At 62.0% G+C, this 21524-nt stretch carries 16 protein-coding genes; 1 reads left to right on the forward strand and 15 read right to left on the reverse strand.

Annotation, left to right across the window (positions count from 1 at the left end; translation table 11 throughout):
* Position 1: 1 nt before the first annotated feature.
* The 7 genes from DAUD_RS11580 to DAUD_RS06550 form a co-directional block, all read right to left on the reverse strand.
* Positions 2-2380, reverse strand: a complete 2379-nt coding sequence (locus tag DAUD_RS11580) for a CRISPR-associated helicase/endonuclease Cas3 (RefSeq protein WP_049752579.1) — start codon at positions 2378-2380, stop codon at positions 2-4.
* The gene (gene cas5 / locus DAUD_RS06525) at positions 2364-3131 is read right to left on the reverse strand and encodes a CRISPR-associated protein Cas5 (protein ID WP_012302387.1); all 768 of its coding nucleotides are present in this window, start codon (positions 3129-3131) and stop codon (positions 2364-2366) included. The genes DAUD_RS11580 and cas5 overlap by 17 nt, the downstream gene beginning before the upstream one ends.
* The gene (cas7i, locus tag DAUD_RS06530; RefSeq protein WP_012302388.1) at positions 3128-4195 is read right to left on the reverse strand and encodes a type I-B CRISPR-associated protein Cas7/Cst2/DevR; all 1068 of its coding nucleotides are present in this window, start codon (positions 4193-4195) and stop codon (positions 3128-3130) included. The genes cas5 and cas7i overlap by 4 nt, the downstream gene beginning before the upstream one ends.
* A 21-nt stretch (positions 4196-4216) precedes the next feature.
* Positions 4217-5773, reverse strand: coding sequence for a hypothetical protein (locus DAUD_RS06535; protein ID WP_012302389.1), 1557 nt, complete (start codon positions 5771-5773; stop codon positions 4217-4219).
* A gap of 312 nt (positions 5774-6085) precedes the next feature.
* Positions 6086-7096, reverse strand: coding sequence for a helix-turn-helix transcriptional regulator (locus DAUD_RS06540; protein WP_012302390.1), 1011 nt, complete (start codon positions 7094-7096; stop codon positions 6086-6088).
* 203 nt (positions 7097-7299) lie between these two features.
* Entirely contained in the window at positions 7300-8295 is a 996-nt protein-coding gene (gene cas6, locus DAUD_RS06545) for a CRISPR system precrRNA processing endoribonuclease RAMP protein Cas6 (RefSeq protein ID WP_012302391.1), read from the reverse strand.
* The gene (locus tag DAUD_RS06550) at positions 8279-9046 is read right to left on the reverse strand and encodes a hypothetical protein (protein WP_012302392.1); all 768 of its coding nucleotides are present in this window, start codon (positions 9044-9046) and stop codon (positions 8279-8281) included. The genes cas6 and DAUD_RS06550 overlap by 17 nt, the downstream gene beginning before the upstream one ends.
* A 206-nt stretch (positions 9047-9252) precedes the next feature.
* Between DAUD_RS06550 and DAUD_RS06555 the strand changes: the two genes are divergently transcribed.
* The gene (locus tag DAUD_RS06555) at positions 9253-11013 is read left to right on the forward strand and encodes an Rqc2 family fibronectin-binding protein (protein ID WP_012302393.1); all 1761 of its coding nucleotides are present in this window, start codon (positions 9253-9255) and stop codon (positions 11011-11013) included.
* 226 nt (positions 11014-11239) lie between these two features.
* Here the strand turns inward: DAUD_RS06555 and DAUD_RS06560 are convergent, their stop codons facing one another.
* From DAUD_RS06560 to DAUD_RS06595, 8 genes are all read right to left on the reverse strand, one after another.
* Positions 11240-11947 carry a DNA alkylation repair protein gene (locus tag DAUD_RS06560; protein WP_012302394.1) on the reverse strand — a complete coding sequence of 236 codons (708 nt, stop codon included), beginning with the start codon at positions 11945-11947 and terminating at the stop codon, positions 11240-11242.
* Positions 11948-12050: 103 nt separating this feature from the next.
* On the reverse strand, positions 12051-12800 hold the full coding sequence (gene pyrF, locus DAUD_RS06565; protein WP_012302395.1) for an orotidine-5'-phosphate decarboxylase: 750 nt from the start codon (positions 12798-12800) through the stop codon (positions 12051-12053).
* A 5-nt stretch (positions 12801-12805) separates the two neighbouring features.
* The gene (locus DAUD_RS06570; protein ID WP_456298448.1) at positions 12806-13723 is read right to left on the reverse strand and encodes a dihydroorotate dehydrogenase; all 918 of its coding nucleotides are present in this window, start codon (positions 13721-13723) and stop codon (positions 12806-12808) included.
* Positions 13724-13725: 2 nt separating this feature from the next.
* Positions 13726-14529: a dihydroorotate dehydrogenase electron transfer subunit gene (locus tag DAUD_RS06575; RefSeq protein WP_041571217.1), complete on the reverse strand. Its 804-nt coding sequence runs from the start codon at positions 14527-14529 to the stop codon at positions 13726-13728.
* A gap of 338 nt (positions 14530-14867) precedes the next feature.
* Complete coding sequence (gene carB / locus DAUD_RS06580) at positions 14868-18116, reverse strand: carbamoyl-phosphate synthase large subunit (protein ID WP_012302398.1); 3249 nt, start codon at positions 18114-18116, stop codon at positions 14868-14870.
* Complete coding sequence (carA, locus tag DAUD_RS06585) at positions 18117-19196, reverse strand: glutamine-hydrolyzing carbamoyl-phosphate synthase small subunit (RefSeq protein WP_012302399.1); 1080 nt, start codon at positions 19194-19196, stop codon at positions 18117-18119.
* Positions 19197-19280: 84 nt separating this feature from the next.
* Positions 19281-20570 (reverse strand): dihydroorotase, encoded by a 1290-nt coding sequence (locus DAUD_RS06590; protein ID WP_012302400.1) that lies wholly within the window; start codon positions 20568-20570, stop codon positions 19281-19283.
* Complete coding sequence (locus DAUD_RS06595) at positions 20570-21490, reverse strand: aspartate carbamoyltransferase catalytic subunit (protein WP_012302401.1); 921 nt, start codon at positions 21488-21490, stop codon at positions 20570-20572. Before DAUD_RS06595 ends, DAUD_RS06590 begins: the two co-directional genes overlap by 1 nt.
* Positions 21491-21524: the final 34 nt, after the last annotated feature.

Below are 21524 nucleotides of genomic sequence, written 5' to 3' on the forward strand. Positions count from 1 at the left end.
TTTATCCAGTCTCACGCAGCAACTCCCGCTGCAATTGAAGCCCAAAGCGGGAATCATAGGGAACACGGACCCCCCATAAATGCTGGTCCACTTTTTCGAGCAGATGTTCCTTCCGCAATCGCCAAAACTGCCTATTACTCACGGAGACTAACAGCGACTGCGTATGTAAGGGTTCCTCCTGATTGAGCCGGATGTATTCATCGCATAGATCCATTGGTAGAACTTCTTGTCCATCAAACATTTCACAGAATTTTTCTTCCAACCGTTCGTCAGTCTCAAAAGCATACAGATTGGACAAGACCTCGGACTTAAATGCTTCTGCGGCCTTCAGTACCTCATCTCTCCACCAATCGGAGACCGAACCGCTGTATACGGCATCCAACAGAAGTTGGATTTTGGCTTCATCCACCATATGCCCATCCAGCGGCACCAATTGCTGCAAGGCCTTTTCAATGAGGGTTTTCGAATAAACCGGACAGCCTTTCGGAATCTCGGTTAAAACAATCACGTCCCGTTCCCGGTACCGGCGACCGCGATTGACCCGTCCGAAACGCTGCAACAACGCCTCCAAGGGCGCTGGATCGGTAAACAAGACATCAAAATCCACATCTAGACTAACCTCCACCACCTGGGTAGCCACCAGAATTAATGGGTTCTTCCGTTTCCCGGCATTTCTCGTGGAGACCTGCTGCAACAACCACTGCTCTTTCTTAAAGCGGTCCCGGGAACAAAACTTGCCGTGGAGCAGTTCCACCGGGATTTCACCATTCGAAACAGCATTCAACGTCTCCCACATTTGCTGTGCACGCTGAACAGTAGTAGCTACGACCATAACAGCCAAACCTCTTCTCGCCTTCTGATGAATCTCCAGTATTGTCTCTTCATCCAGCAAATCTGCCGCTTTCAAGCATAAACGGTGGCGGCGAAACGCCTCATATGCTTTCGTCGTGGCTATAATCGGTGTAGGTCGGTTGAGTTTTTCATTTAGAATCTCTTTAAGGATTGAAGGCAAAGTGGCGGACATTACCAGCACGTTTACCGTCAAATCTCGAACCATATGCTCTAGGAGCGCCAAAATCATTCCCAGTCGGCTAGGATCGTAAGCGTGGATTTCATCAAAGACTATGCGACCTCCTGCACAATCAGTCCAGATAGCCTCATGGCCGCGAAGCTGGAATGCACCACGCAGAAGCTGGTATGGGGTAAGAATACGCACCGGGGCAACATGCAACCTTCCGAGATTGATCTCTCGCTCAGCCTGGTTCTTTGCTTCTCCCGGAGTGTAACCACGGTCCAATAACTGCCGGTAAAGGGCCTGCAAGGCACGGGAATGCTGCAACACCACCCGGTCGTCACCGAAGCGCTCGCCCAAGCGACTACGCATCGCATTCAGGCTAGCCTGGTAAGGAAGCACATAGAAAAGCGGAGGGTTTCCAACGGTTTGTCGCCCGTTTGCGGCGGCCCATAGTAAAGCGGCCTCGGTCTTGCCGCTCCCCGTCGGGGCTACCAGAACAGCGCACCCCGGCGTCTCGCTGGCGTGGGTTTGATGGGCATAGACCTCATCTCCAGTCTTTGCAGGCGGTGGCAAATCCAGCACCCTTGCCATGATGGCTGGAGATGCAAGAGACTCCAACTTCGCAAATGCCTGCCAAGCTGACCCCGCATGATCCGCCAAGATCAACACGCCCCTTGTAAATCGTCCGGCTAGGGCTGCTGAGGAACGAGCATCCTCTTTGCGAAGGCGGACGACCAGTTGAGCGTAGGCGTCCAATGCCCGCCGCGCAAACCCCGGGAAGGTTGACCGATCAAAGGTTCCATCTGAAGCCGGAAGGATGAACCGTTCATTCGACGCCAACAACAAACACCCTTTTAGTAACGGCAACAAGCCATACAAGACCATTTTCGGGGCAAGATGGAAAAACTCTTCGTCCAGATCCAGGGCCACTTGCTCCAAAGAATCGGACAGTGGAGGCTCCTCCCAGTCGCAACCCGGAGGAAAATCCCGCTCAAGAATCGAAAAATCCTTGTGATGAGACAGAATCCCGGCAGCCACCCACGGCAGATCCTGATGCGGGTCGTTGTCTAGAAGCCAAGGAAGAAAGGCGGCAGAAAGGACTTCATGCCGGAATGGAAACTCTCCATTGCCTCTGAGCATTTTCTGGAATCCACCGGCACATTTCCCGACATCGTGGAGAACCGCTGCCAGGGCCATTCGCGACCAGAAACGCGGCATTTGAGAAAGCTGATCCAATTCCGGCATACGCGCATGCAAAGCAACAACATTGGCAAGGACCCGTTGAGTATGACTGACTAACGTCTCTCCACTGGTTGCCTTGCCAACCCGGCTTTTGGCCCAAATATGATCAAAATCTGGCAACACTATCTTCATCTCCGACAAACGAGTGGAAAACAAGTCCCCTTCTCGCCCCTTCGTGTTTTGCGGGCGAATATGGGTCTACTAACCATCCCTCCGGTGCCCGATCTTTATGCTGAAGCAACCGGTTGGTATGGGGAACCTCTCCGGCGTAAACCAGATCAAAGAGCATGATGTATCTACCGAAATGCGGTTCCCTGCCCGGAGGTGGCTCAATGTAGCGAGGCATGAGGACGGTCACCCCGCGTCCAAGCAGTGGCCGCATGGCAAACGGCAGCAAGGTCTGTTCCAAATAGGCTCCTTTTGCCTTCTCTAATTCAATCACTTCAACCGAGGTAATGCTCGCCAGATCTTGAGACCGTCCTAGAATTACGCAAAACACCGGATTGCGAAAAGCTTCGGCCAAATCTGGCGGGTAGAGGTAAAGGGTCAACCGGCAGCCGAACAAAAAATCCCGTAGATGTGGTTGAACTACAGCCTGAGTGGAAACAGGATATTTCCTTTCTCCCCATTTGAAAGTTTGGCCGCCTTTGGTGATCACATGCTGGTGTTCCAAGTCACTCCCTTTAGCTTGAAAACTAAATTGGTAAGCAAACTTAACGGTTGCTGGGTTGAACCATTCGCCCACCGCGCTTGCAATATGACCGTAAATGGTCGAGGGCGGCGGCATATCAAAACTGGTCTGCCGCCCGATCAAAAAATGAGGGTAGCGAAACGAGGCGATAGGTGCTTCAATATGCACTTTAGCCACTCTCATTCGTACCAGGCCTCATTATCAGAGTCGGCCAACTTGTCAGCCATCGCTTGGATCGCTTCCCGAGGATGCTGCAAATGAATCGTCAGACTGCTAGCTGCGGCAACAATGGCGTCCTGTAAGGCTTGACGCTCTTCGTCCAGAAAACCCTTGGCCCACCCTATATGGATGTCGGACAAGAAGTCTTCCTTGTAAACCCTTAGAATCTCGGCAAATGCTTCCCGGTCAAATTCGGTCTGATGGGTTTTTGAAGCCCTCAACGCCCGATAGAAAGGATTGTTGCCGTTCTTCACCACGGCGAGGAAAACAATAGCCGGAACCAAATCCGTGTAATGAAGGGCCTGCTTCGCTCCGCCGCTCAGTTCAGCTAACGCTCTAACTAGAGTAGACACGCGCTGGCAGCGTTTTTCAATTGGTAAACGCAATGCCATTTGCTTGCGAACTTTGACCTCCCGGCAGCCTTCGTTCTGCGCCTCTTCCCGCCGGTAGGTATCAAGATTCTTATAACCTACCCGCTCACTGTCAAAGAAAGTCCCGGCGCAGGTAAGGTCAAGAGAAAACAAGCCCCGGAGATGAGCACGGTAAAACTCGTGCTCGTGCGGTACGGGATCGCCATCCTGGCGGGTCATAGTCCCAAAATCAGACACAATTGGAGACGGAGCAATGGCCACAAAAGTCCCCACCCGGAATGGTGAAACACGGGTGATCTCCCGGTCTTTCTCCAACGGAGTTGTCTCCTTGGCCTTTACTGCATCAGTTTTTTTGGAAGGGGCACGCATGTAACCAAAAAGATCGTCGTCCCAATTCCTAACGGGGTTTGCATCGGTGTAGGCTATTTTACCTTCACGAAATACGGGTGCCGCTACCCAATCACCACCCGAGGTTTCCAGTCCGGTGCGCAGCCAATACCGAAAGGCCTGCGCTGATACGTACGGAAGTACACCCTGTGGTGTTCTGATTTTTTTCACGGCGATAGTGTTGTCCGTTCGGGCTCCGGCATCAGCTCCAGCGTTATTCAGGGCGGAGGCCGGAGCATCCAAAACCAACAGTCCTGCCAGAAAAGCCATGCTAATCTCTCCTCATAAATCTTAATTGGTCTCTTCGTCTACCTGTATCTCGGGTTCAGCTAAAAGTTCACGATTATCTTCCCGGCCAAAAAACCCTTTACCGTAAAGCTGTTCTACTAGTCGAATAGAAATCAGGTCCCTTGACAGGCTCCAGTCGCTACGCCCGACAGCGTGATCGGCCTCGAAAACATCCAAATATTCATCCAGCCCGAAGAGTAATCGGCCGTGATCTTTGGCCTGATTGCGCTGGGCCTTGGTCAAGGCGTTGCGTACCTCCCAAGGCCGTTGACCGTATACCAGGTCCCGAAACAACCCCTTGTCATTCGTTTGGCTTATATGATCAGCCAAACGGTCGGCGAACTGCTTGATAGCTTCAATTCGCCGTTCATCCACACCCATCACCTCTTTCAGAAAAATTTTAGTTAAAGACCAATCCGTCATTTTCGGCTCCCGCAATTTCACAACTCCCGAAACCGGAGTATCTCCCCGCAAGTGACGCCTTAAGAAGTTCCTAGCGGCACCCAAATCCATAAATCCGTGCTCATAGATCGCAAACAAGTCCGCGATGACATCGTTCCGGGAACGACCGGGGCCGCCCGGTAACTGTTGAGTATCCCGCTTTTTTCTTCCACCACCCTTGTTTTCCTCTTTACCTTCGGGGACTGGCGTTTCCTGGGCGTAAGGACGCCGCCAAGCCTTGGCTACCAGGCTTCGCCACCGTATCCCATAAGGTGCTGCATCCACAATTGTCAAAAACCGCGTCACCTGTATCGGAAGATGAAAGATTTCCAAAGAAGGTCCTTGTCCCGAATTACTCAACCAATAGGCAGTTACCGAAACATCCCGGCGAGTCCTAAACTCATTCCCCATACGCACACGATAGATATCCATGAGGTCATTCATAATTAAAGTGGCTGGCGCCTTGGCATCCGGATACTTGACCCGGTGCTTGGAAGTACCCGCAGCCTGTTCGCGCTCCAAATCTAGGGAAGGGCCTTTTGTTCGAGGTAGAGTACCGCTTTTGGCCAAATTTAGCAGCCGCTGATTATCAGCCAAATACCTTTCAGCAAAAGCCAAAGTGATAGCAGGATCATCTCCGTGAGCGATCAAGAGTCGTCCTTCGGCCCGCCGCCCTCCCAGCGGCAGTGCCTGCAGTGCTACCAAATAGGGACCGAAGATCGGGAGAAAGCTGTGACCTTCGGGATAGAAATTCAGCACATTCTCTCCGGTAAGCAGCGGCATTTGCCTTCTCTCAATCAAATGGGTCGCAGGTTTGCCGGAAAAGGGGCAAGTAAAATGCTTCGCTCCGGAATCCGGCATTGAGCGATGTGCACGTAGTACTCTATTCTCATACTCTTTTCTCTTTTCAGGCCCGGAAGTGGGGTTGTCATAGGCATTCATTGTAAAAACACAGGCGTTGTAACTGGTCATTAACCCGCTGAAATAGTATTCCGCCATCCGATCGGCCGCCGAATCCAAATCCTCCATCGTAAGGTCCCGAGGATCGTTTTTCCGGCACATCACACATAATGTAGCAATCCCGACATCAACCAAAGGGTGTCCAGTCCAAGTTAGCATTCCTCCTTCACCTCCTTAGAGTCTTAATGTCATAAGCCCTGGACAGGTTGCATATCTCTATTGAAGTAGATGCAAGACAGCTAATGTGAGGAGTACAAGTGCCAAGCTAAGCAATAGGAGTATGGTCATTGTTATTGGACTCACCGTCCTTATCCCAATCCTGGGATTGAAATAGAGTCTGCTCCATATTTATGTGGACGGTAGGTCCTATATGCTTGGGCTATTTACTTCCTTAACTTTCCTCCAAATCAGGATACTGAAACAATCCAGGTATTGAAATTACTCTTAAACTAGGACCCGATGAAAAGGGGACTATCTTTTAGCATATACCTCTCCCATCCTCTTCACCTCCGCCGCAACATCTTCATGTAGGCGGGCCGGGGCCAAAACCTCGGCCCGGGAACCGAAGCTCATCACCCACCGTTTCACCTCGCCTAGGCCGCGCACCCGAAGGATGAGGGTCAGTGAGCCGTCCGGGTGTTCTTCGATCTCTTGACTGGGATGCCACTGGCGTTCGCGGATGTACCGGGCTTGGAAGGAGTCGAAGCGGATGCGGACCTCTTCCAGTTCCCCGCCGCGTTCGAGGGCGAGGCTGTCCCCCAGGTAGGCGTTGATGTCGAAGGCCGGGTCGGGCGTGAAGTGGGCGTCCGTCACCCGGAGGTTGGTGATCCGGTCGAGGGCGAACATGCGCACTTCGTTCCGGAAATGGCAGTGGCCGATGAGGTACCACGCCCCCTGGTGGTGGCGCAGGTGGTAGGGGTCTACCCGGCGGGAGGTGTCGGCGTCCCGGCTGGCGGAGTAATAATCCAGATCCACGGTGCACCGTTCGCGCAGGGCCCGGCCCAGCAGTTCCTGCAAGTGCAGCAAGTGTTGCTCGTCGCCCCGGGGCCGCTCCACGGCAAAGGAGATGGTCTGGTTGACCAGAGAGAAATCCAGGGAAACCGTTTCGGGCATTGCCAGGCAGATCTTTTCGAAGGCGTCCGTGATCAGTTTTTCGAAGGGCGTCCCCCGGTACTGGGAGAGGAGTTTACTTCCCAGAAACAGGGCGAGCACTTCGCCTTCAGACAGGGTGAAGGGCGGCAGTTGAAAGTCGCGCGCGTAATAGTAACCGCCCCGCGTCCGGTCGTACTTCAGGGGAGCGTTCAGTTGGTCGCGCAGGTACTCAAGGTCGCGCTCGATGGTGCGCCGGCTGGTCTCAAATTCCTCAACCAACCGGGCAACGCTGGGAAACGTACGGACGCGCACCAAGGCGTCGATATGGTAAATACGCCCCAGAGCCGAGCGATTACGGTTCCCGAAGGCCTTTTTCGGGTCTTTGCCCATATTGTCATCACCTGGCGCCTTGGTACCATTAATAACCTTTATATCCAATTTCGACGTGATCACCAAATATCCCTTCCGAATCCTGATTATTACACAAGACCGGCATCGCGATCAGCACGGCAACAACCGCAAACGGTCATCAAGTCATGCACTCATGATAAACGCTGACCCCGCCAAATACTGGCGGGGTCTGACTTGTGCCTTTATTCTATGCTCTCGATCCGGTACTTCCCCATTCCGAAGACGGCGCCCTTGCCGACGTGAACGTATTCGCCGATTTTCAGCAGGGGCCGGAACTCGGCCGCATCTCCGGTGTAGATCACCTTGCCGACCAGGCCGCCCATGGTGATGCGGGCGTCACGGCGGCCGGAATACCGGTCCCAATCCACCCAGCGCGTGTCTTCGGACAGGGTGCGGACTCGCTCGGCGCGCTCGATAAGGCCCGTAAAGTCAACGTCCAGTTCTTCTCCCTGGTGGAAGTACATCAAGGATGAGATCCGGCGCAGCAGTCCGCGGAGCAACACGTGAAACGGAAGCGCGGTCACGAACCGGTCATGGTGTTTCAGCCGGGTCATGGTCAGTAACCTTATTTGCAGACGGTCATTCGCAGCATTGGGGGTGGTCTGGCTCATGATTTCGGCCCCGCTCAACGAGGTCCCGGGATCACGCACGGTACGGTCGGAGGCGCAGAAAATGGTTTTCTCGACCCCATCCAGCCCGACGAAGTTCACCGTGCGCAGCAGGTAGGGACGTCTTCCCTTGCCGATGCCGACACGCCCCAGTTCATCGAGGCTGACGATGAAGTAAGGAAGGAACTTGATGCCCTTCCCGACGAGCACCAGGTGAAAGGACAGTTTCTCTCCGGGTTTGTATTCCTGTTGGGTTTCCAAGGGTGGTTCAATAACAAAGGGGCGCGGAATGTTCTCCAGGTTCCGCAGGGCCTGCGCGCCGGCAGGCGGCGCAGTCTCAAATACGTAGGCGAACGGGCAGGACTCCCGGAGCAGGCAGCCGTGACATTCGTCCTGCCTTTGGGCGCAGCATATTCGGCGGAAGACACGTCCGAACCCCCCACGTAGGGTGGAACCCTTGTAGCGAGGTAGAATCAGTCCATCAGCACCCGCTTCCAGTTCAACCCGGTAACGGGCGATGCGAAGATTGGAGAGACCGGAAGTGGAGAGTTCGTTAAGGCTCTGATTCATTGCCACTCTTCCCTAAGCGCTGCTGCGCCTTTCGGACCCATTCGGCGTCCAGGCGGGTGAGCCTTTGTTTTTTCAGGTTCTCGCGCATGATCCAGAGTATGTCCTTGTCCCGGGACGAAAACCACTTCTCCATCAGTTCCTTGCCGGGAGCGGGCAGGGCGGTTACGGCCACGCTCCAGCAGTAACCGAGCGCTTTTCTCAAGATGCTGAACCCGGGGCTCGTACGGTCCTCCACCGTGATGAGCCCGGCGGTGATCCGGTCGAGGAGCGCGAGCACGGCCATGGCGTGTTTTCTCTCGGCCAGCAGGCGCGGTTCGCAAAGGCCCACCGCCGCGGCCCGCTGTTCGTAGAGGCTGCCCCGGCTCCAGCCGTCCATTTCCCGGAGCAAAAAGTCCATGTCGGCGTCGCCGATGTACTGGAGGGCGATGGCCACGCTCTCCCGGACCCGCCAGCGGGGGTCGGGGGCGTGCCGGCGCAGTTCGGGCAGAAGCCCGGTGTCGCCCCAAGCGATCAGTTTACCGAGCCCGGCGACCCCGCACGCGGCGAGGAACTCATGGGGCGAGTCGGCGGACGCCTTTTCCGGGGTGAAGGCGGCCAGTTCCAGGAAGAGTTCCCTGGTGCCCTCCGCGGCTACCGCTTCGAGCAGCTCCAGGTTGGCCCGTTTTCCCGGCAGGCCGGACTCCGCCAGCAGGAACGGTTTCCAGTCCGCGAGGGATTTCAGGCGGTTCCGGTATTCATCCACCTTCCCCATGCGCGCTCCCGTTCTTACTATCCAATGGATAGTTTTGTACGCGACCTCTTCCTGGGTATTTTCTACAGGCGTGCCCGTTTCCCCTGTGCGCCGCGGGCCGTTTTTTGGGTGCCGCCCCGGCCCCCGGGGCTTCCCGGGGCCGGGGAACGGTGATATTGTGGTATACTGGTGAAGCGAATCGTAAACACAGGGGGCCTCTATTTAGCATGCCTTACGACGGGCTGGTGCTCGCGGCGGTCTGCCGCGAACTGGAAGCGAAACTGGCCGGCAGCCGGATCCAGCGGGTGCAGCAGCCGGAAAAGCTGACCCTGGTGCTGCAGTTCCGCACCCCGGGCATGACCTACCACCTGCTGCTCTCCGCCCACCCGCAGCAGGCGCGGGTGCACCTGACCGGGGAGCGGCTGGAGAACCCCCTCTCGCCCCCGCTCTTTTGCAGCGTGTGCCGCAAGCACCTGGAGGGCGGGCGGGTGGAGGCCTTTATCCAGCCCGGCTTTGAACGGGTGCTGCAGCTCGCCGTCCTGTCCCGGGACGAACTGGGGCGGGAAAGCAAAAAGCTCCTGATCGCCGAGATCATGGGCCGCCACAGCAACCTGGTGCTGGTCGACGCCGAATCCGGACTGATCCTGGACGCCGCCAAGCGCTACACCCACGCGGTGAGCCGCTACCGGGAGGTCCTGCCGGGCAAGCCCTACCTGGCCCCGCCCCGGGAGAAGGCCTCCCCCCCAGGGCTTGCGGCCGAGGAATTCGGCCAGTTGCTGCTGGAGATGCCCGTGCACCTTCCGGTCTGGGAGGCGCTGCAGCGGCGGTTCGAGGGTTTGAGCCCCCTGATGGCCCGCGAGGTGGTGCACCGGAGCGGGCTGGACACCGAACTGACCCTGGACTTCTGCGGCGAACACGAGCTGGTCGCCCTCTGGGAGGCCTGCACCCGCCTTTTCACCCGGGCCGGACAGGGCCTTTTCGAGCCGACTGTTCTCCTCGGCCCCGGGGGCGCGGCGGTGGACTTCGCCGCTTTCAGCATCGGGCACCGGGCGAGCCGGACCGAGAACGAGGGAATGAACGCCCTGGTGGACCGGGTGTCCCGGGTGCGGGCGGGCGGCGAGCGGGTGAAGGGCCTCCGCGAGGGCCTTTTCGGCGCGGTGTCCCGGGCGCGCAAGCGCCTGGAGAAGCGCCTGGAGGGGTGCCACGAAACGGCCGCCGACGGGGCGAAGGCGGAAGAGTTGCGGCTGCTCGGGGAGGTGCTGACCGCCAACTTGTACCGGCTGGACGGGAACGCCGAGCGGGTCATACTGGAGGACTTCTATACCGGGCGGCCGGTGGAGATCACCCTGGATCCGCGGCTCTCTCCCGCCCAGAACGCGCAGGCTTACTTCAAGCGGTACAGCAAGCTGCGTAAGGGTGCCGAGCGGGCCCGCGCGGAACTGGCCGAGCTGGAGGCCGAGGCGGCCTACCTGGACGCGCTAGAGACGGCCATCGCCCTGGCCGAGACCCCGGCGGACCTGGAGGAGGTCCGGGAGGAACTGGCCGGCGCCGGCTATCTCCGTGACAAGGCCGGGGCCAGGCGGCCCAGGAAGGCGGCGGAACCCCGGCCCCTGGAACTGCAGACGGCCGACGGGGCCGTGGTGTACGTCGGCCGGAACAACCGCCAGAACGACCTGGTCACCTTCAAGATCGGGCGGCCGGACGACATCTGGCTGCACACCAAGAACATCCCGGGGGCGCACGTCATCATCCGCACCGGCGGGCGGCCGGTGAGCGACCGGACCCTCCTGGAGGCGGCCTCCTGGGCGGCTTACTTCAGCAAGGCCCGCCAGGGAAAAAAGGTGCCGGTGGATTACACCCTGCGCAAACACGTGCAAAAGCCCAAGGGCGCACGCCCCGGGTTCGTAATCTACACCCACGAGAAAACGGTGCTGGTGGACCCACGACCGGTGTGTTTACCTGGGCAGGAGGAGTCTGGGGGGCGGTAGGCGGTGCTGGCGGCGGCATGGGAGAGGGACTGCGTTGGTTGGGCTTGGCCTGGGAGAGGTGACAGTTGTTTTCGGGCCCGGCCTGGGAAAAGGGGACAGGCCCCATTTTCGGAACGGCAGTCTAACCGGTAAGTGCCATGTTGTCCTTCCGAAAATGGAGCCAGTCCCCGGCCGCCCCTCCCGCTTCCGTATCATACCACAGAAGCGGGGGACGGGCTATCACTATTTATTTCAATTTGCATCTACGTGCCGCTCTCGTCCGGAGCCTTTCCTGGACGGCGTCTCCGGTCAGCTCCCGCAGAGCAGCAGCGGCGATCCAGCGGGCGCTCTTGCTGTTCTGCGTCTGGATCCGGTGGGCGGTGTCCACGGCGGCGGCGTTCAGTTCCCGGCTTCTCTTCCCGATCTGCCGCAGCGCCCAGTTCACCGCCTTTTTCACGTAGTTCCGGCTGTCGCCCGCCTCCCGCTCGATGAGGCGCAGGAACATCCGGAAGTCGGCGTCCCCCGCCTGCTCGTCCGCGACCGCCAGTCGGGCCATCAGGATAAAACCGGCCCTTTTCACGAACTCCTCAGGCCGCATGCCCCATTCCACGGCTTTGACGTAGGCGTAGGCGGTGTTCTGAAAGAGGTTCATGCAGGTCTGGTCGCAGACTTCCCAGTCGTGGAAGTCCCGGACCCAGTCCTCCATTTCTTGCTCGGTGACCTTCCTGGGTACGGCAACGAGCCCGGCGATGATCCGGGCCTCTCGCACACCCGTGACCCAGAGTTCCCGGGCCAGTCCATGGTCGCGGCCGATCTCCCTGGCCAGCTTCCGGAGCACGGGCACCCGCACCCCGTAGTTGTTTTCCGGGCTGATGCCGAACCGGGCCATTCCGGCCACCGCTGCCGGGTCAGCCAGGGTCTTCAATTGGCGCAAGATCTCTTCCGACCGGTTCATTGTCAACCCTCCAGTCATGTTTATTTCTCACCAATGGCCATGAAGACGCCCACCGACGCCCGAATGCTTTCAAAACAACCGGTATGAAGCGCCCCGCGCGCACTCAGCCCGCCTCGCTCGCCGGCAGTTCCCGGACGATGGCCCGCGCGGCGGCCACGGGGTCCGGGGCCGCGGTAATGGGGCGGCCGATCACCAGGTAGTCGGCGCCGGCGCGCACGGCCTGGGCCGGGGTCATGACCCGCTTCTGGTCCTGTAGCTGGGCGCCCGCCGGGCGGATTCCCGGGGTGATCAGCAGGAAGTCCGGCCCCAGTGCGGCGCGGAGCGCCGTCAGTTCCAGCGGCGAGGACACCACGCCGTCCAGGCCGGCGGCCTTGGCCAGTCCGGCCCAGGCGAGCACGACGGACTCCAGGTCGTCTCCGAAGCCCAACTCCCGGCTTAAGTTTTCCTGTTCCAGGCTGGTCAGCACGGTAACGGCCACGAGCTTCGGAGCCGGGACCCCGGCGCGCGCCGCTTCCGTACGGGCCGCCTCGGCCGCCGCCCGCATCATGACCAAGCCCCCGGCGGCGTGGACGTTAATGATGTGCGCCCCCAGGCCCACCAGGGCCCGCACCCCCTGGGCCACCGTTTCGGGGATGTCGTGCAGTTTCAGGTCCAGAAACAACCGGCCGCCCACACCGGCCAATTCCTCCACCATCCGCGGGCCGTGGCGGAAAAAGAGCCGCATGCCGATCTTGAAGCCGCCCACCTCGCCCCGGAGTTCCCGGGCCAGAGTCAGAGCCCGCTCCCGCTCGTCCACGTCCAACGCTACCAGAATCCGCTGACCCGCTTCAGCGGGTACCTCCGGTGCCGGCACTGCTTTCAACCTCCCGTCCGGTGGGCGGCGCCCACCAGTTCGTTTATGTCCCTGATCCCCTGTTCCGTTAGATATTGCTCCAGGTCCGCGGCCACCGCTGCGGCCGCGCCCGGGTTGACCAGGTTCGCCGTGCCGACGGCGACGGCGCGCGCCCCGGCCAGGATGAACTCCAGGGCGTCCCGCGCGGTCATGATGCCGCCCATGCCGATCAGAGGCAGCTCCACCGCCTGGTACACCTGCCAGACGGCGCGCACCGCCACCGGGCGGACGGCCGGCCCGGACAGGCCGCCGAACACGTTGCCCAAGAGCGGCCGCCGCCGCTCCACGTCGATGACCATCGCGGACAGCGTGTTGATCAGCGACAGGGCGTCGGCCCCCGCCCCAGCCGCGGCCAGGGCGATGGTCCGGATGTCGGTCACGTTGGGAGAAAGCTTGGCGATCACCGGCAGGCGGGTGTTTTCCCTGACCTGCCGGACGACCGCGGCCGTCATCGCGGGCTCGGTGCCGAAGGCGATCCCTCCGGCCTTCACGTTCGGGCAGGAGATGTTCACCTCCAGGGCGGCGATCCCCGGCACCCCGTCCAGCCGTCCCGCCAGGCGGGCGTACTCGTCCACCGTCTCGCCGGCGATGCTGACGATGACCGGGACATCGAAGCGTGCCAGCCGCGGCAGGATGTCCCTCACCAGGGCCTCCACGCCGGGGTTTTGCAGGCCCACCGCGTTGATCACCCCGGCCGGGGTCTCGGTGATTCGGGGCGGCGGGTTGCCGGCCCGGGGTTTTAGCGTCACGGTTTTGACCACCAGCGCGCCGAGCCCGGCGAGGTCCAGGTAGGGCGCGTACTCCTCGCCGAAGCCCACCGTTCCCGAGGCGGTGAGCACCGGGTTCTTCAGGGTGAGCCCGGCGATGGCAACGGCTGTTTTCACCTTCACTCCCAGACCACCTCCCGGGCGCCGAACACCGGGCCGTCGGCGCAGACCCGCCGGTACTCCCACCGGTCCGGAGCGCCGATGCGGCAGCTGCAGCACACGCAGGCCCCGATGCCGCAACCCATCCGCTCCTCCAGAGAGAACTCGCCGGAAAGCCCCAGGGTCTCCAGCGCGCCCGCCAGGGCCCGGAGCATTCCCGGAGGCCCGGCGGCCGACACCCAGTCCACGGGCTCATGGCACACGGTATCCAGAAACAGCTCGACCACCGAGCCAGCGTGCCCGCGGGAGCCGTCGTCGGTGGCCGTGAAAAGGTTGACCGGCAGAGTGGTGAAGTCCGCCACGTCCAGTTCGGCGGCGGTCCGGGCGCCCTGGAAAACGGTGACCGCTCGCCGGGGTACCCGCTTTAGCGGGTCGGCGGACAGCTCGCGGGCCAGGAAAAAGAGCGGGGCGATGCCGATGCCCCCGCCGACTACGGCCACGCGGCGGTGCTCCGCAGGCGGGTCAAAACCCCGGCCCAGCGGGCCGAGGACGTTCACGCGCCCGCCCTGCTTTTTCTGTGCCAAAAGCGCGGTGCCGCGGCCGACCACCCGGTAAAGGATGGTGACCGTGCCCCGCTCCCGGTCGGCGTCGTGCACGCTCAAGGGGCGGCGCAGCAGGGGGTCCGCCGTGCCGTCGCAGCGCACGTGCAGGAACTGCCCGGGCCTGACGGCCCGGGCGATTTCCGGGGCCGCGAGCACTAGGCGGCGGCAGCCGGCCGCCACCCGCCGGTGGGAAACCACCTTCGCGTCCGTGACGTAAGTCAACTCGTCCACACACCTCCTGCGGGCACCGGTAGGGGGCTCGGCCTGGGAGAGGGGGACAGGCACCATTTTCGGAACGGCAGTCTGACTGGTGAGTGCTACTGTTGTGTTCCGAAAATGGAGCCAGTCCCCGGCCGAGCCCCCTTGCCCTCGCAGTCAGGATGAGAACTCCTTTGAATGGTACGCTTCAGCTTTATGACGAACCGTCAGTTCCACCGGATTGGGATCGCGCTTCTACCTTGGCCAAATGTGGCCACAGTCCACCTGCTTCCAACCCGTGCCGCCAGGAGTAGGATGAAAACTTCTTTGGACCGGCTGGCGACGCCGCTAAGCGACAGGTTTCAGGACACGTACTCCTGGAGCGGGATCAGCGGCATCGTTTCGCCCCGCTGGCGCGCCCGCATCACTTCGATGACCACCCGGGCCGTATCCAGCGACGTCAGGCAGGGCACACCCATCTCCACCGCGGCCCGCCGGATCCGGAAACCGTCGCGGGTGGTCAGCTTGCCCTTGGTCAGGGTGTTCACCACTAGGTGGATCCGGTTTTCGCGGATTAGGTCCACGATGTTCGGGGAGCCCTCGTGCACTTTGCGGGCCACCTCCACGGTGATCGCCCGGCTGCGCAGGAACGCCGCCGTGCCCTCGGTGGCCACGATCTCAAACCCCAGGTTCACCAAGCTCCGGACCAGCGGCAGGGCCTCGTCCTTGTCCCGGTCGGCGATGGTCACCACCGCCTTGCCGCTCGAGGGCAGCGTGTAGCCGGCCGAGAGGCAGGCCTTGTAGAGCGCCAGGGCATAGTCCTTCGACACGCCCATCACTTCCCCGGTGGACTTCATTTCGGGACCCAGGCACACGTCCACGTCCAAGAGTTTCGCGAAGGAGAAGACCGGCGCCTTCACCGCGATGTTCCGCGTCTCCTCGTACAGCCCGCCCCGGTACCCCAATTCCGGCAGCGTGGCCCCCAGGCAGATCCTGGTCGCCAGGTTCACCATCGGGATGCCGGTGACCTTGCTCAGGTAGGGCACGGTGCGGCTGGAGCGCGGGTTCACCTCCAGGACGAACACCCGCCCTTCGTGCAGGACGAACTGGATGTTCACCAGGCCCCGGATCTTGAGCGCCCGGGCGATTTGCTGTGTGTACTCGAAAAGCTGCTCCTTGATCTCCGGGGTCAGGGTCTGCGGCGGGAACACCGCGATGCTGTCCCCGGAGTGGATCCCGGCCCGTTCCACGTGCTCCATGATGCCCGGAACTAGAACGGTTTCGCCGTCGCAGACGGCGTCGACCTCCAACTCCTTGCCCAAAAGGTACTTGTCGACCAGCACCGGATGCTTCGGAGTCACCCGGACCGCGTCTGCCATGTACTCTAAAAGCTCCTGGGAGTTATACACGATCTCCATCGCCCTTCCGCCCAGGACGTAGGACGGCCGGACCAGGACCGGGAAGCCCACCTGCTCCGCGATCCGCTGTGCTTCCTCGACCGAAAAGCCGGTCCCCCCGGGCGGCCGCGGGATGCCGAGTTCAGCCACGAGCTGGTCGAAGCGCTCCCGGTCCTCGGCGCGGTCGATGTCGGCCACCGAGGTGCCCAAGATGTTGAAGCCGGCCTTTTCCACCGGACGGGCCAGGTTGATCGCCGTCTGCCCGCCGAACTGCACGATCACCCCGTCGGGTTTTTCTTTGTGCAGGATGTTCATCACGTCCTCCGGGACCAGTGGCTCAAAGTACAGCCGGTCGGCGGTGTCGAAGTCAGTGCTGACCGTCTCCGGGTTGTTGTTGATGATGATCGCCTTGACGCCCTGCTCCTTCAAGGCCCATACCGAGTGCACCGAGCAGTAGTCGAACTCGATCCCCTGCCCGATCCGAATCGGGCCCGAGCCTAAAACGACCACCTTGCGTACCGCTTGGGGCTCGGCCTCGTCCTCGTCCTCGTACGTGGAGTAGTAGTAGGGCGTGGTGGCCTCGAACTCTCCGGCGCAGGTATCCACCATCTTGTAGACCGGTTCCACCCCCAGCTCCCGGCGCAGGCGGTGGACCTCCCGGGAGGTGGTGCCCACCAGCTCCGCGATGGTGGTGTCGGAGAGGCCGATCCGCTTCACGCGCCGCAGGAGTTCGGGGGTCAGCCCGGCCGGGGCACCCACGCCCGTCGGGGTACCCACGTCAGTGGGTCGGGCCGCGCGCACCAACTCCTCGGCCTCGGTGATGTTCTTAATCTTGTCCAGGAAGAAGCGGTCGATCCGGGTGAGCTCGAAAATCTCGTTCACGGGGAAGCCCCGGCGCAGAGCCTCGGCCACCAGAAACAGGCGCAGGTCGTCCGGTCTGGCCATCCGGGCGCGCAGTCGGTCGTTGTCCCACTCCCGGAGTTCGGGCAGGTTCATGCCCGTGACACCCGTTTCCAGTGAGCGCACCGCCTTCAGTAGCGCCTCCTCGAAGGTACGGCCGATGGCCATCACCTCGCCAGTCGACTTCATCTGGGTGCCGAGGTTCCGGTTGGCCAGGGAAAACTTGTCGAACGGCCAGCGTGGGTACTTCACCACCACGTAGTCCAGCGCCGGCTCGAAGCAGGCGTAGGTCTTGCCGGTGACCGCGTTCTTGATCTCGTCCAGGGTCAGGCCGACGGCCACCTTGGTCGCCACCTTGGCGATGGGATAGCCGGTGGCCTTGGACGCCAGGGCTGAGGAACGCGACAGGCGCGGGTTCACCTCAATCACGTAGTAATCGTAGCTTTCCGGGTCCAGGGCGAACTGGACGTTGCAGCCGCCTTCCACCCCGAGGGCCCGGATGATCTTCAGTGAGGCGCTACGCAGCATCTGGTGCTCCCGGTCGCTTAAGGTCTGGGTCGGGGCGACCACGATGCTGTCCCCGGTGTGGATGCCCATCGGGTCGATGTTCTCCATGCTGCAGATGGTGATGCAGTTGCCGGCGGCGTCGCGCATCACCTCGTACTCGATCTCCTTCCAGCCGAGCACGCATTTTTCCACCAGCACCTGGTGAATGATGCTCATGGTCAGCCCGCGGACGGCGATCTCCCGCAGTTCATCCTCGGAAAAGGCGACCCCGCCCCCGGTGCCGCCCAAGGTGTAAGCCGGGCGGACCACCACCGGGTAGCCGATCTTCCGGGCGAAGGCCACGGCGGCGTCCACGTCGGAAATGATGCTGCTCTCGGGTACCGGCTCGCCGATCTCCAGGCACATGTTCTTGAAGTGTTCCCGGTCCTCGGCGCGCTTGATGGATTCCAGCGGCGTGCCCAAAAGTCGGACCCCGTACTGGTCCAGGATGCCCGCGTCCGCCACCTGCTTGGCCAGGTTCAGACCGGTCTGCCCGCCCAGGGTGGGCAGCAACGCGTCCGGCCTTTCCTGGCTGATGACCTTGGCCACGAATTCCGGGGTGAGCGGCTCAATATAAATCCGGTCAGCCATGTTGGCGTCGGTCATGATGGTGGCCGGGTTGGAGTTGATGAGGACCACCTCGAGGCCCTCCTCACGGAGGGCGCGGCAGGCCTGGGTCCCGGCATAGTCGAACTCGGCCGCCTGGCCGATGATGATCGGACCGGAACCGATGACCATTACTTTCTTTAGCGCTTTGTCTTTCGGCATTTAATTCCCCTCCCGGCCTATTAGTTCCAGAAACTCGTCGAACAGGTACTCGGAATCGTGGGGACCCGGCCCGGCCTCTGGGTGATACTGGACGGCCATCACCGGCAGTTCCCGGTGGCGGAAGCCCTCCACCGTACCGTCATTCAGGCTCCGGTGCGTGATCACCAAGCCCGCAGGGCCCAGCGACTCCTCCGCGACCGAGAACCCGTGGTTGTGGGAGCTGATGTACACCTTGCCGGTGGCCAGGTCTTTCACCGGGTGGTTCGAACCCCGGTGCCCAAACTTCAGCTTGTAGGTACGCGCCCCCAGGGCGAGCGCCAGCACCTGGTGCCCCAGGCAGATCCCGAAGAGCGGCTTTTTGCCGGCCAGTTCGCGCACGGCGGCAATGGCGGACACGGCCCGGACCGGGTCGCCCGGCCCGTTGGAGATCACCACCCCGGCCGGGTCGAGGGCCAGAATATCCGCGGGCAGGGAATCCGGCGGGAACACGACCACCGTGCAACCGCGCCGCTGCAGGCAGCGGACGATGTTTTGCTTGGCCCCGAGGTCGATCAGAGCCACCACCGGGTCACCGCCGTCGTAACGCACGATCTCTTTCGTCGCCACCGTGGGGATGAAGTCCTGCGCGCTGAAATCAGGGCAGGAACGGGCTTTCTCGATCAGGGTTTCCGGGTCGCTGGTTTTCGTGCTGATGATGCCGCGCATGGTCCCCTTGGTGCGCAGCCGCCGGGTCAGGGCCCGGGTGTCCACCCCAGCTAGGCCGATGACCCCCTCGTTGGCCAGGAACTCCGCCAACGTGCCAGCCGCCTTCCAGTTGCTGGGCCGGTCGCAGACCTCGCGGACCACGAACCCGCGCACGAAACTGCCCCTGGACTCGAAATCTTCGCTGTTGATACCGTAGTTGCCCACCAGGGGGTAGGTCATAACCACGATTTGCCCGCAGTAGGATGGGTCGGTCAATACTCCTTCGTAGCCGGTCATCCCGGTGTTGAAGACCACCTCCCCCCAGTTCTCCCCGCCGGCACCGAATGCCCGGCCGTAGTACAAGGTTCCGTCTTCCAAAGCCAGTACCGCCTGCAAATGTCACACCTCCGCTTGGGTTTTGAGCGGCCCTGAGGCAGCCGCGTGGAAACTCGCCGCCGTCGGGCGCCTTATTGCGCGCCCTCAGCTCTCCGTAGGCCCCCGGGCCACCAGGTGGACCTCCCCGCCGATGATGGTGGCGTGGGGCAGTCCTTTCAGCCGGTAGCCGTGAAACGGCGTGTTCTTGCTCTTTCCTACCAACTCCCCCCGGTCAACGGTCCAGGCCGCAGCCGGGTCGATGACGGTGAGGTCCGCCACGGCGCCTGGTTCGATGACCCCGGCGGAGAGGCCCAGAACACGCGCCGGGTTGGTGCTCAGCTTGGCCACCGCCGCCACGAGGTCCAGAACGCCTCCGGCCACCAGTTCGGTGAACACTAGGCCGACCGCCGTCTCCAGGCCCACCAGCCCGAACGGAGCCAGGTCGAACTCCACTTCTTTTTCGTGCGCCGCGTGCGGGGCATGGTCGGTGGCAATCACGTCGATGGTGCCGTCGGCCAGCCCCTCCCGCACCGCGGCCACGTCGGCGTCGGTGCGCAGCGGCGGGTTCACCTTGGCGTTCGTGTTAAACCCGACCACCGCCCGGTCGGTCAGGGTAAAGTGGTGAGGGGTGGTCTCAGCCGTCACCCGCACGCCGCGGGCCTTGGCCTCGCGGATCAGGCGCACGGCGCCCGCCGTGGTCACGTGGGCCACGTGCAGGTGGCAGCCGGTCATCTCGGCCAGGATGAGGTCCCTGGCCACGGCAACGTCCTCGGCGGCCGCGGGGGTCCCTTTGAGCCCGAGCCTGGTGGAGACTAGGCCCTCGTGCATCACCCCGACCGCCAGCGCCGGTTCCTCGCAGTGGGAGATCACGGGCACCCCCAGCATCCGGGCGTACTCCAGCGCCCGGCGCATCACGTGCGCGTCCGCCACCGGTCGGCCGTCGTCCGAAAAGGCCACCGCCCCGGCGGCCCGCAAGGCGCCCATTTCGGTCAGTTCCCTGCCGCGGCTACCGACGGTGAGGGCCCCCACCGGGTAGACCCGCGCTCGCCCGGCCTCCCGGGCCTTTTCCAGCACGTACCGGATCACCCCAGGGGTATCGGCCACGGGGTCGGTGTTGGGCATCGCCGCCACGGCGGTGAAGCCGCCGTGCACGGCCGCCAGGGTGCCGCTCGCCACCGTCTCCTTGTGCTCCTGGCCGGGCTCCCGCAGGTGCACGTGCATGTCAATCAGACCGGGAACCACGAGTTTTCCGGCGGCGTCCAGGACACGCGCGCCCCGGGCGGTGATCTTCTTTTCCAGCGCCGCCACCCGGCCGTCTTTTACCAAAATGTCGGACTGAAAAGTGCGCCCCGCGGCCGGGTCGACCACCGTTCCGCCCCTTATCAGAAGCTCCATCAGTCAACCCTCCCCAGCATCAGGAGGTACAGCACCGCCATGCGCACGGCCACCCCGTTGGTCACCTGGTCGGTGATCACGGCACGCGTTCCGTCGGCAACGGTGTGCGCGATTTCGATGCCCCGGTTCATCGGGCCCGGGTGCATCACTATGGCGTCCGGCCGGGTCAGGGCCAGGCGTTCGCTGTTCAAACCGTAAAGCCGCGCGTACTCCCGGACGTCCGGGATAAGGCCCTCCTGCTGACGTTCCCGCTGCAGGCGCAGGACCATCACCGCGCCCGCGTCGGGGAGGGCGTCCTCGGGCCGGTCGTGCACTGTCACCCCGAACGCGGCGATGCCGGCCGGGAGTAAAGTAGGCGGCGCCACCAGGTGGACATCCACCCCGAACCGGGTCAGGGCCCAGATGTTGGACCGCGCCACCCGGCTGTGCAGAATGTCGCCGATGATCACCAGTTTCAGGCCCTCCAGGTCGGGCCGTTTCTCGCGGAGCGTGAAGAGGTCCAAAAGGGCCTGCGTCGGGTGTTCGTGCATGCCGTCGCCGGCGTTCACCACGGGGACGTCGATCATCCGCGCCAGGAGGTGCGGCGCGCCGGCGCACGGGTGTCTGAGCACCACCAGGTCAGCCCCCAGGGCGGCGATGGTCCGGGCGGTGTCCGCCAGGCTTTCGCCCTTGGTAGCACTCGAGGCGGACGCGGACACGTTCACGGTGTCGGCGCTCAAGTACTTGGCGGCCAACTCGAACGACATCCTGGTCCTGGTGCTCGGTTCGTAAAAGAGGGTGACCACCGTCTTCCCGCGGAGCGTGGGCACCTTCTTGATATCCCGGCTGATGATCTGCTTCATAGGCAGGGCGTTTTCCAGGAACTCGTTGATCTCGGCGGCCGGCATGTCCGCCAGCCCGAGCAGGTGTCGCACCGGCATCCGGCATCCCCCCTAACTGAAAAGGCCTCTCCGC

It is taken from the genome of Candidatus Desulforudis audaxviator MP104C, assembly GCF_000018425.1.
GTDB lineage: Bacteria > Bacillota > Desulfotomaculia > Desulfotomaculales > Desulforudaceae > Desulforudis > Desulforudis audaxviator.

Excerpts from the sequence above, each read along its gene's own strand:
- DAUD_RS06560 (WP_012302394.1), bottom strand. The coding sequence starts at position 11,947 with ATGAACCGGTCGGAAGAGATCTTGCGCCAATTGAAGACCCTGGCTGAC.
- DAUD_RS06550 (WP_012302392.1), bottom strand. The coding sequence starts at position 9,046 with ATGGGGAAGGTGGATGAATACCGGAACCGCCTGAAATCCCTCGCGGAC.
- cas6 (WP_012302391.1), bottom strand. The coding sequence starts at position 8,295 with ATGAATCAGAGCCTTAACGAACTCTCCACTTCCGGTCTCTCCAATCTT.
- DAUD_RS06590 (WP_012302400.1), bottom strand. The coding sequence starts at position 20,570 with ATGGAGCTTCTGATAAGGGGCGGAACGGTGGTCGACCCGGCCGCGGGG.
- DAUD_RS06535 (WP_012302389.1), bottom strand. The coding sequence starts at position 5,773 with ATGCTAACTTGGACTGGACACCCTTTGGTTGATGTCGGGATTGCTACA.
- cas7i (WP_012302388.1), bottom strand. The coding sequence starts at position 4,195 with ATGGCTTTTCTGGCAGGACTGTTGGTTTTGGATGCTCCGGCCTCCGCC.
- DAUD_RS06540 (WP_012302390.1), bottom strand. The coding sequence starts at position 7,096 with ATGGGCAAAGACCCGAAAAAGGCCTTCGGGAACCGTAATCGCTCGGCT.
- carB (WP_012302398.1), bottom strand. The coding sequence starts at position 18,116 with ATGCCGAAAGACAAAGCGCTAAAGAAAGTAATGGTCATCGGTTCCGGT.
- DAUD_RS06555 (WP_012302393.1), top strand. The coding sequence starts at position 9,253 with ATGCCTTACGACGGGCTGGTGCTCGCGGCGGTCTGCCGCGAACTGGAA.
- DAUD_RS06595 (WP_012302401.1), bottom strand. The coding sequence starts at position 21,490 with ATGCCGGTGCGACACCTGCTCGGGCTGGCGGACATGCCGGCCGCCGAG.
- cas5 (WP_012302387.1), bottom strand. The coding sequence starts at position 3,131 with ATGAGAGTGGCTAAAGTGCATATTGAAGCACCTATCGCCTCGTTTCGC.